Genomic DNA, 9383 nt, shown 5'->3' with positions numbered 1-9383 from the left:
CGAAACACTGCGAGAGGCCAACAACTCCCGCAAATCTTCCGCTTGTTCAAGGGAGGGGCGGAGGTTCACGTCAGGCTCAACGAGACAGGGAGCCTCAAGTGACACTGCAAGGATCACGAGACACTAGCCATTGAGCTTCATCCCGACCGAGGATTGCGCTTCCGCACATAGGGGTGCCCAGTAACCCGCCGTCGATGCTTACCTTCTTCAGTTTCTGCTTCATCTCTTCAGGGGCGGTATCGGCCATCGTCGTGGTGGGACCGGTGACCGGATGGGGCTCCCAATTCAGGTCCGAGTGCAGCAAGGTGGCGGCTCTCTCGCCTTGCTGTTGCACGAAGACCATGCGCTCCCCAGAGTCATTGACGAAGTAGGAGACGTAGTCTGCGGCGCCGATGGGGAAGCCGCTCAACTTGGCTAACAGTTGCCTGAGTTCAGTTCCAAAGTTGGGTGTCATGGACGGAACGCTACCGGTGATCCCATTGAAGATCGACGGGATCTGTCGCACTGGCCGTGGAGCGGACGGAAGCGGGTCTCGGCCTTCAGCAGAGTGGCACGCCGCTGGAAGCGGTGGCCAGAGTAAACGGGGCGGGTCAGGGCGACTGGCGCCCCGTGCTCTGACTGAGTAGGTGGATCAAGCGCGCTGCTGCTCTGCGGCCTGCACGGTGTGCCGGAGGAGGAGCGCTGTGGTGACGGGGCCGACTCCGCCGGGCACGGGGGTGAGCGCGGAGGCTGTCTCTGCGGCTTCGGGGGCGACGTCGCCGACGAGGCCGTTGTCGGTGGCGTTGGTGCCGACGTCGATCACCACGACGTCTTTGCCGATATGGGCGGGGGTGATGAGGCCGGCGCGGCCGACGGCGGCGACCAGGATGTCGGCGCGCTCCGTGACGGCTGGCAGGTCACGGGTGCGGGAGTGGCAGACGGTCACGGTGGCGTCACGGTTGATCAGGAGGTGGGCAAGGGGCTTGCCCACCACGGCGGAACGGCCGACGACAGCGACCTGGACGCCGGAAAGTGGGATGCCATGGTGGTCGAGGAGCTCGATCACGGCTTCGGCTGTGGCCGGGGCGAACGCGGGGCGGCCGACGGCGAGGCGGCCGAGGGAGGCGGGGTTGGCGCCGTCCACGTCCTTCTCGACGCCGATGGCCTCGGCGATGTCGTCGAGCCGGATGCCGTCGGGGAGCGGGGTCTGCATGATGATGCCGTGCACCGCTGGGTCCGCCGAGAGCTCCCGCAGCGTTTGACGGATGCTGTCGGCGCTGGCGTCGGGGCCACGGTCGAGGACGTCGCAGGTGATTCCGGCTTTTGTGGCGGCCTTGGCGATGGAGGAGACGTACCAGGCGGAGGACTCGTCCTCGGTGGCGGTCACCACGGTCAGGCGGGGTGGGGTGCCGGCCTCGGTGAGGTGGGTGGCCCGGGCGGTGATGTCCGCGCGGATGGCGGCGGCGAGTTCCTTGCCGGAGAGGGGCTTGGCGGTCACCTGGCGATCTCCTTGCGCACGGTGGCGGTGATGTGTTCGGTGCGGTCGGTCAGCGCGTCCACCAGGGCGGCGGAGCGCAGCAGCGCGGTCCGGGCATCGGGGTCCTTGATGCCGGAGAGGTTGATCTCGATGTTCAGGCGGGCGGTCGCGGCTGCCGCCCGTGCCGCCTCGGCCGCGGCGCCGATGTCGGTGATGACGTTGCGGTTGCCGATGGGCAGCAACTGCTCGGCCAGGGCCACGACATCGGCGGCACAAGTGATGGTGGCCTCGGCGGGGCGGGCGGCACCGAGGAGGGCGTCCGCGATGGCGGCCGAGCGGATGGCCTTGCCCTCGTCGGTGTCCTTGGGGAGTTTGTAGGCGTCGGTGACGGCAGTGAACGCGGCGGCGTCCTCCGTGGCGAGCCGGAGCGCCTGCTCGCGCAGGGCGTCTGCCTGCTCCGTGACCTGGGTGACCGTCTCCTCGTGATCGGCGTACTTCGGGCCGGTGCTGTAGCGGGCGACCATGGTGACCAGGGCGGCGGCCTGAGCGGCGTGCAAGGCTCCTGCGGCGCCCCCGCCCGGGGCCGGGACCTTGGCCGCGAGTTCGTTCAGGTACGTCTCGATGGCTTGATCACGCACGGACGGTCTCCTTCAGGGAAGCTTGGTAGCCGAGGTACCGGGCGATGGGCTGTTCCAGCTCGCGGTAGCACGTGGCCCCGTCGGTGATGGCCCAGCCGCACCCCGCAAGATAGCGGCCCACCGCCCCCGCCTCTCCCGCCGAAAGCTCTTCCGCAACACGTCGCACAGTCTCCAACTCTTCGTGCAGGAAGACGGTCGCCTGGTCGAGATGGAGCACGATGCGGTGGCCGGACGTCAGGCTGACGGCCCGGTGGCGCAGGAGCAGGGCGAGGAGGTGGCGTGCGGCGATGGCGTCCACCTGTGCCTGCGGGCGGCGGAGCCATGCCTCGCGGGCGATGCGATCGGCGATCAGGACACTGGCCGCCCACGGCGCCCAGGCTTCGGAGCAGGTCTCCAGCATGGCGAGGGCTTCGAGGTCGGCACGGAGTTCGGCGATGACGGCGGCCAAGCGTCGGCCGCGGGACGGTATGGTCAGCTCCGCGCCGGGGCCCTGGCGATGGCCCCACTCATGGGCGAGGAAGGCCAGTTGCCGGAGCTTGCGCAGCGGGAAGGCGTGCATGCCTTCGTGCCGGTCGTCGATGAGCGGCAGGACTCGGTCGCGGAACAGGGCGGTCAACCGATCGAGAAAGACGACCCCGAAGGACTGGCGGGCGGGACGCGAAGTGACGGCGAGCTGTTCGGGGAAGAGAACGGCACCGCCGGAGGCACGGGCGGTGTACGCCTTCGACGCAGCCACGATCCGCCCGAACGCGAGGGCCTGGCCGCGGTCCTCGCAGGACGGGAAAGAGCCGGGCATCACGGCGCGTTCCGCAGTGAAGGCCACGGCTTCCAGGCCGTAATGCCCCGGCCAGGGGCCGCCGGGGACCACCATGCGGGCGACCAGGACGTTGCCGCCGTCCTCGTGCACGGTCAGCCGGTGGACGACCGCGTCCGAGCGCAGCCTGCCCAGCGGCAAGGTGCCGCAGCGCTGGAAGTCCTCGTAGGCCAGGGCGACATGGTCGAGGACGACGGCAGGGGCACCGGCCAGGGCATGCGGGGTGCGGGCGTCCCAGCAGCGTGCTTCGGGGTGGGTGAGGTTGTCGGCGTCCACGGCTGACACCAGCGTGGAAGCCCAGGTGGAGAAGTCGTTCACCTTCGCTGCCTCCTCCATGGAGGTCGGTCAATCGGATGCCTGCGAAAGTGCCTGTGTGAGGGTCATGTCTTCGGGCCGGGCGGGCGCGAGGTCGGCCAGGGGCCACGGGGGTTTGCGGACGATCGTGATCCCGTGCTCATTGCACCGGTACACGCCCGCGTGGAGCGGTCTGAGGATGTGGCCGCCGTGCGGGCAGAGCATGTCGTCGCTCCTGAGGCCGGACCGGGGCGGGCTCACCACTGGACTGTCGGGTGCATGCTCGACCAGTGCGCCGCGCGCTGCCGGGCGATCCGCGTCTCAGCCATCACGTCGCCGCTCCGTACGGCCTGCGCGAGGTCGGCGTCGATCCGGCGGCAGAACGGACAGGACGGTCCCGGCGCGTCGGGCGGGGCGGCGTAGTCGGGGCCGGGGCCTGGACCCAGCGGGGTGGTCACCACGTGTCGCCAGGCTCTCTCCAGGTCCGGTCGGTCGGCTTTCGTCACCGGTGTCGTCCTCCTTCTCCGCGCGCTGGACATAGGACATGGCTCGGCAGTACGTCCAGAAAGCGGTGTGCTCCTCGTGCCGGCCGGTGTGTTTCATGCAGGCGAGCTGGACGGGCGACGGGTCGTCCGCGCCATCGGTCTTCCAGTCGCAGGCCATGCAACGGGCCCCGTAGGTCACGGTTTCGGGGTGCAGGACGATGCGGTGGAGGACGAACCGCCACACGCTTCGTACGCAGCGCAGGCCCTGCGCGGTCTCGCAGGTCCTCACCATTGCGGTGGTCATGGCGCACCTGCTTCCGACTGGAGTGGGTGTGGCCTCGGAGTGCCCTCGTAGGGCTCGCTCACCGCGCGGTGCCCCGCTTCGCCCGCGAGGCGGTAAAGGTCTTCTTCCGGGCGACGGTGAGAGGGCCGTCCACCGTCTTGGGCGGGTGGCCCTTGAAGTGGAGGACTCGGCCGTGCTCCGAACGACGCATGTCCATCACGCGATGCCACGCGCCCCCGTGCAAGAACCCAGTCGCCCTCCCTGACCTTCTCCGGGGAGACGGCGACCTGCTCCATCCCCCATGGCACCGGCACCTTTCCCATCACCGTTGGCCCCCTTGTACCTCTCGATCTCATCGATGGCGGCCCGCCATTCGAACCCGCCTCCGGGCGGCAGGAGCCAGACGCAGCGCGACAGCGGGTCGTCGGAGAAGCGGACCGGGTCACCGATCCCGCGGATGATCCCGACCCGGCGCCGCTTGGCGTCGCGTACGGGCACGCCTCGAGCGACCCGTCCGGGCAGGGCGGGGCGATCTTGCGGGAGGTTCCTTCGCGTCATGGCGGTCACCGATTCGTCGCTTGCTGGACGGGGTGATCATCGGCTCACCCGGTGGGACGGGGTAACCACCTGAAGGGGAATCTCGAAACGTCCTCGGGACATGGGGATGTCCCGGGAAATGTCCCTACGCGAGGGCCTGTTCGATGGCCTCAAGCACGGCGTCTGTCTCCTGAAGGTCGGCCAGGACGAACGGGGCCCCAGCGGCTGAAAGGGCGGCGTCGTCGTGCACACCGGACGCGACCGCGACGATGTTCACGCCGCTGTCGAAGGCCGCGGCAACATCCCGGGGGGTGTCTCCGACTAGGACCATCGGCGTCCGCTCATCCACCTCTGCGTAGGCATGGGCCGCGCGCGCTCGTGCGACGGGTACGAGCTCCGCCCGGTCGTCGCCGTCGGCTCCGTAGGCGCCCACCTCCAGGTCCAGAAACCCGTCAAGGCCGAAGGCGGCCAGCTTGACCAGCGCGTTTTCCCGGATGTTGCCTGTCAGGACCGACTGCACCACACCGTCCATGCGTCCGACGGCCTTCAGCACCTCCCGGACGCCCGGGAGCGCGGTGCCACGTTTCTGCAATGCCTCGAACCGAGCGGAGCCAGCGCGGGCCAACGCCACCTCGACCTCGGACCACGACGGCATCCGACGGCCGTGGGCATCGAACAGCCCCCGCATGATCGACCGGTCGGTCCGGCCTTCCGTCACAGCGGCAGCCCGGGGAACCTCGCCCGTCAGCGCTTCGTACGCGGCGGCGTACGTCTCCTTCGAGATGCCGGAGTTCTCGATGAGGGTGTGGTCGATGTCCCAGTAGACGAGGCGGCGCATCGCATCAGCCTATGGCCGTAACCCCCGGCGGCAACAAGCGAGTCCAGGGGCCATCCACGGATCTCGGTGAACGGCTGAAGTGTCCCCGGAATGTCCCTCATCATTGTCCCGTGAACACGCGGTTGCGCACGATGATGGCCCAACGAGGCGTCTCCCAGGACACGCTGGCCGAGAAGTGCGGCGTCATCCCCAAGAGCGTCCAGCGGTGGATCACCCAGGGGCGAGTCCCGCATCAACGGCACCGGTTCACCGTGTGCCAGGAACTCGGCGTGGAAGAGAGCTACCTGTGGCCGAATACCGGCCGCCGGGCGGAGGACGCCGCTCACGCGGAGCTCATCCAGACCTACGCCAACCGCGCCTCCGTCCCCCGGGAGGTGTGGCTGTCCCTCCTCGTCGGCGCCAAGGCGAACATCGACGTCCTGGTATTCAGCGGGACCTTCTATGCGCAGACGAACCCGCGGATCGCGGCGATGCTCGCCGAGCGCGCCGACGAGGGCGTGAGCGTACGGCTCTGCTTCGGGAATCCGGACGGGGCCGCCGTCGCGCAGCGCGGCGAGGAGGAAGGGATCGGCGACGCCCTCGGCGCGAAGATCAGGGCTTCGCTCACGTACTACCGGGGGCTCGTCGCCCATGCTGGTTGCGAGGTGCGTCTGCACGACACCACCCTCTACAACAGCCTGTTCCGCTACGACGACAACCTCTTGGCCAACCCCCATATCTGGGGCCGGCCCGCGAGCGCCAATCCGCTGTTCCACCTCCAGCGGTGCGGCGAAGGCTGGTTCGATGACTATGTCGGCAGCTTCGACGCCGTGTGGAGCACGGCGAAGCCCTGGAATCCCGAGTCAGGAGTGTGAGCGTGGCCCGCACCGAGTACTGGAACGACCCCGCGGCCCCGAAGCCGAACACGCTGATCCCCGCCTCGAACTTGTTGGTGGCGCGGGAGGACGGCGCGATCCTCCTCCAGCGGCGCCGCGACACGGGCCAGTGGGCTCTGCCCGGCGGCGTGCAGGACATCGGCGAGTCGCCCGCCCAGTGCGCGGTCCGCGAGTGCGAGGAGGAGACCGGGATCGTCGCGGAGGTCACCGGACTGCTGGGCGTCTACTCCCCGCCCGGACACGTGGTCGCCTACAGCGACGGGGAGATCAGGCAGGCGTACGAAGTCACGTACATTGGCAAACCGGTAGGCGGTACGCCGACGGTCAACGAGGAGGCGGACGGGGTGCGTTGGGTGCTCCCGGGAGAGCTCGACGAACTCGACATCCACGTCTCCATGCGCCTGCAGATCGGTCACTTCCTGCGAGGCGAGTACCCGCACGTCATGTGAACGGCGTCAGCGGCACTCGGCAAGACGGGACTCGATGCGCTCCGCAGCCTTCCCGATCTCCGGCTCCGCCCGGCGGATGAACCGACCCACGACGCTGTCCGGTCCGTACCTCCCGACGATCTCGGTGATGCGCTCACCGTGAGAGGTCGGCTCCCCGGCCGGCGTCGTCGTCATGTCGCAGTACACGAGCGCGTCGACAAGGGCCCCCTGGTCGGGCAGGGGGAACTCGGCCTCCAGCGACTCCCGAAGGCCCCGTTCCTCCGCCTCCAGCAGGGCGAAGGAGTGGTTGGCCACGAGCCGCACGACCAGTTCGTCCGCTTGGCCGTGGCCACGGAGGTACCGAGCTCCGTCGAGCGGGTGGAAGCCGGTGGAGACGAGCGTCGGCGAATAGCCGGTGTCATGCAGGACAGCGGCCGTGACCAGCACATCTGCGTGATCCCCGAGGATCGGAGCCAGACGTCTCGCTGCGGCCGTCACCCCCTGACTGTGGGCCCACCGCCGGGGCAGGGGCTCGGCGAGGAGCGAACGCGACAGCTCGAATGCCTGGTCCGGCGACATGGACTTGAGATTACGTGTCGGACCTTGTTGCGGCAGGTTGTTCGCTTCTCTCCGGCCCGATGATCGAGTCAGGGGGAAGCGAACGGTGTCTGGGAGGCCAGTGTTCAGGGGGATGGGCTGCGGCCCGTGCTGTTGGGTGTGCCAGGTGGAAACCGGCCAGGCCGTGCGGATGCGGGTGCGGTACCTCCATGTGCCTGGCGGCCTGCTCGAGGACGCGGCCCCGAAAATCGGAGCGGCGACCCGGGGAGCCCCCGAATCAGCCCTGTGGACAAAGACCAGGACAACGAGGGCTGAGGAACGTCGAAGGGCCCCGCTGCAAGCAGCGGGCCCCTTCGACAACGTGCCCGGTGAGGCACTGGCGGAGGATACGAGATTCGAACTCGTGAGGGGTTGCCCCCAACACGCTTTCCAAGCGTGCGCCCTAGGCCTCTAGGCGAATCCTCCGCCGCAAACAATACAAGACGTTGGGGAGTGCTCGCGAACCTCGGGTCGGTGGGGTGGGTGGGGGGAGGGAGGGTGGTCACAGGGGGGTCGGGGGTCGGCTAGAGTGGGAGGCAAGCCCCTCGCGTGGCGTCATCTCACCCAACTCCCCCAGGGCCGGAAGGCAGCAAGGGTAAGTGAGCTCTGGCGGGTGCGTGAGGGGCCCTTGTGTTTTCTGGGGGGATCCGGGGTGTGCCGGGTGGGGCCCAGGGGGCTGGAGGGGGCCCTGACTGTGGGGTAGCTCACTTGTCGGTGGGGGCCTATATCGTCGTAGGTGTGTCGTCCCTCGCGCTCTACCGCCGTTACCGCCCCGAGTCCTTCGCCGAGGTCATCGGGCAGGAGCATGTCACCGACCCGTTGCAGCAGGCGCTGCGGAACAACCGGGTCAATCACGCGTATCTGTTCAGCGGCCCGCGCGGCTGCGGCAAGACGACCAGCGCGCGCATCCTCGCCCGCTGTCTGAACTGCGAGCAGGGGCCGACGCCCACGCCCTGCGGGGAGTGTCAGTCCTGCCGCGACCTCGCGCGCAACGGGCGCGGGTCCATCGATGTGATCGAGATCGACGCCGCGAGCCACGGTGGTGTCGACGACGCGCGTGAGCTGCGGGAGAAGGCCTTCTTCGGGCCCGCCGCCAGCCGGTACAAGATCTACATCATCGACGAGGCCCACATGGTCACCTCGGCGGGCTTCAACGCCCTGCTGAAGGTCGTCGAGGAGCCGCCGGAGCACCTGAAGTTCATCTTCGCCACGACCGAGCCCGAGAAGGTCATCGGGACGATCCGCTCGCGTACGCACCACTATCCATTCCGGCTGGTGCCGCCGGGGACGCTGCGTGAGTATCTGGGCGAGGTCTGTGAGCGCGAGCGGATTCCCGTCGAGGACGGGGTGCTGCCGCTGGTCGTGCGGGCCGGTGCCGGGTCCGTGCGTGACTCGATGTCCGTGATGGACCAGCTGCTCGCCGGTGCCGGTGCGGACGGTGTGACGTATGCCATGGCGACGTCCCTGCTCGGTTACACGGACGGTTCCCTGCTCGACGCGATCGTGGACGCGTTCGCCGCCGGTGACGGGGGCGCGGCCTTCGAGGTCGTCGACCGGGTCATCGAGGGGGGCAACGATCCCCGCCGGTTCGTCGCCGATCTGCTGGAGCGGCTGCGGGATCTGGTGATCCTGGCGGCGGTGCCCGACGCCGTCGGGAAGGGGCTGATCGACGCTCCCGCGGATGTCGTGGAGCGGATGTCCGCCCAGGCGTCCGTCTTCGGGGCCGGCGAGCTCAGCCGTGCCGCCGACCTCGTCAACGAGGGGCTCACGGAGATGCGCGGCGCCACGTCGCCGCGGTTGCAGCTGGAGCTGATCTGCGCGCGGGTGCTGCTGCCCGCCGCGTTCGACGACGAGCGGTCCGTACGGGCGCGACTGGAGCGGTTGGAGCGGGGCATGGTGACGGCTCCCGTGGTTCCCGCCGCGGGGTACGTGCCCGGCCCGACCGCGCACGACATCGACCTCCCGGACTCCATGGCCGGGCCGGGCGCCGGGCTTTCCGGGCCCGCCGCCGCCCTCGCGGCCGCCGCGGCCACGGCCCCGGCCGCGCCGGTCCAGCCTGCGCCAGCCCCGGCCGCCCCTGTGGCGGCCCGCCCCGCCCCGGCGGTCCCCGAGCCCGCCCCCCAGCAGCCCGCGCCCAC

General features: G+C 69.4%; 10 protein-coding genes, 1 tRNA gene, 1 other RNA gene and 1 pseudogene. 4 read left to right on the top strand and 9 right to left on the bottom strand.

Translation table 11 applies throughout. The features are described from left to right. Window positions 1-94 precede the first annotated feature (94 nt). The 7 genes and pseudogenes from ACFP1Z_RS33405 to ACFP1Z_RS33380 all read right to left on the bottom strand — a co-directional run bounded on the left by ACFP1Z_RS33405 (window position 95) and on the right by ACFP1Z_RS33380 (window position 5345). On the bottom strand, window positions 95-454 hold the full coding sequence (locus ACFP1Z_RS33405; protein WP_390321833.1) for a hypothetical protein: 360 nt from the start codon (window positions 452-454) through the stop codon (window positions 95-97). A 177-nt stretch (window positions 455-631) separates the two neighbouring features. Beyond that, window positions 632-1477: a bifunctional 5,10-methylenetetrahydrofolate dehydrogenase/5,10-methenyltetrahydrofolate cyclohydrolase gene (locus tag ACFP1Z_RS33400; RefSeq protein ID WP_390321831.1), complete on the bottom strand. Its 846-nt coding sequence runs from the start codon at window positions 1475-1477 to the stop codon at window positions 632-634. After that, window positions 1474-2094 carry a cyclodeaminase/cyclohydrolase family protein gene (locus ACFP1Z_RS33395; protein WP_390321829.1) on the bottom strand — a complete coding sequence of 207 codons (621 nt, stop codon included), beginning with the start codon at window positions 2092-2094 and terminating at the stop codon, window positions 1474-1476. Before ACFP1Z_RS33395 ends, ACFP1Z_RS33400 begins: the two co-directional genes overlap by 4 nt. Then, window positions 2087-3226: a hypothetical protein gene (locus ACFP1Z_RS33390; RefSeq protein WP_390321827.1), complete on the bottom strand. Its 1140-nt coding sequence runs from the start codon at window positions 3224-3226 to the stop codon at window positions 2087-2089. The genes ACFP1Z_RS33395 and ACFP1Z_RS33390 overlap by 8 nt, the downstream gene beginning before the upstream one ends. 233 nt (window positions 3227-3459) lie before the next feature. Next, window positions 3460-3708: a hypothetical protein gene (locus ACFP1Z_RS33385; RefSeq protein ID WP_390321824.1), complete on the bottom strand. Its 249-nt coding sequence runs from the start codon at window positions 3706-3708 to the stop codon at window positions 3460-3462. 64 nt (window positions 3709-3772) lie between these two features. Next, window positions 3773-3979, bottom strand: a pseudogene (locus ACFP1Z_RS33790) (DUF7848 domain-containing protein); the annotation flags it as partial. A gap of 673 nt (window positions 3980-4652) precedes the next feature. Then, window positions 4653-5345: an HAD family hydrolase gene (locus ACFP1Z_RS33380; RefSeq protein WP_390321822.1), complete on the bottom strand. Its 693-nt coding sequence runs from the start codon at window positions 5343-5345 to the stop codon at window positions 4653-4655. 110 nt (window positions 5346-5455) lie between these two features. On the opposite strand from ACFP1Z_RS33380, the gene ACFP1Z_RS33375 reads away from it, so the two are divergent. Both ACFP1Z_RS33375 and ACFP1Z_RS33370 read left to right on the top strand, forming a co-directional pair. After that, the gene (locus ACFP1Z_RS33375) at window positions 5456-6199 is read left to right on the top strand and encodes an XRE family transcriptional regulator (RefSeq protein ID WP_390321819.1); all 744 of its coding nucleotides are present in this window, start codon (window positions 5456-5458) and stop codon (window positions 6197-6199) included. Window positions 6200-6201: 2 nt separating this feature from the next. Then, window positions 6202-6669: an NUDIX domain-containing protein gene (locus ACFP1Z_RS33370; protein WP_390321817.1), complete on the top strand. Its 468-nt coding sequence runs from the start codon at window positions 6202-6204 to the stop codon at window positions 6667-6669. A 6-nt stretch (window positions 6670-6675) separates the two neighbouring features. Here ACFP1Z_RS33370 and ACFP1Z_RS33365 read toward each other — a convergent pair whose 3' ends face one another. Continuing rightward, window positions 6676-7227: an HD domain-containing protein gene (locus ACFP1Z_RS33365; RefSeq protein WP_390321815.1), complete on the bottom strand. Its 552-nt coding sequence runs from the start codon at window positions 7225-7227 to the stop codon at window positions 6676-6678. Window positions 7228-7583: 356 nt separating this feature from the next. Continuing rightward, window positions 7584-7671, bottom strand: a tRNA-Ser gene (locus tag ACFP1Z_RS33360). 111 nt (window positions 7672-7782) lie between these two features. Here ACFP1Z_RS33360 and ffs point away from each other — a divergent pair. Continuing rightward, window positions 7783-7877: signal recognition particle sRNA small type (gene ffs / locus ACFP1Z_RS33355), an RNA gene on the top strand. Window positions 7878-7983: 106 nt separating this feature from the next. Further along, on the top strand, window positions 7984-9383 hold a 1400-nt coding region (locus ACFP1Z_RS33350; RefSeq protein WP_390321813.1), incomplete at its 3' end, for a DNA polymerase III subunit gamma and tau.

Origin of the sequence: Streptomyces gamaensis, from assembly GCF_042656465.1 — a bacterium.
Lineage (GTDB): Bacteria > Actinomycetota > Actinomycetes > Streptomycetales > Streptomycetaceae > Streptomyces > Streptomyces gamaensis.
The sequence above is the reverse complement of the archived record's forward strand: the minus strand, read 5'-3'. Positions and strand labels throughout refer to the sequence as shown.